Raw genomic sequence first — 232 nt, forward strand, 5'->3', positions numbered from 1 at the left:
ATCTCTGATAGCCCTGGGCATTTGGTTCCAGGAGATGCTTAGCTCTCTTGAATTGGATCTTAGTTGACCGGGCAACGAAATGTTTTGTGTCATCTGCCATGTCCCCTAAGATATGAACATTGAGTGATAAGATGTGCTGGTATGTTTTTGCTTTACCTTTTAGATTAGATTCGAGGGGGACCGGACATTGGTACAGATCTACAAATTCATCAAGAAACATGCTTGCATCCCT

The 232-nt window shown here is 42.7% G+C and carries 1 protein-coding gene; it reads right to left on the reverse strand.

Features of this window, described 5'->3' with window-relative positions; all coding sequences use genetic code 11:
- The coding region (locus KVT28_RS27180; RefSeq protein WP_217551447.1) for a hypothetical protein at positions 1–220 on the reverse strand (220 nt) is incomplete at its 3' end.
- Positions 221–232 lie beyond the last annotated feature (12 nt).

The organism is Pantoea sp. GbtcB22, assembly GCF_019091025.1.
Lineage (GTDB): Bacteria > Pseudomonadota > Gammaproteobacteria > Enterobacterales > Enterobacteriaceae > Pantoea > Pantoea leporis.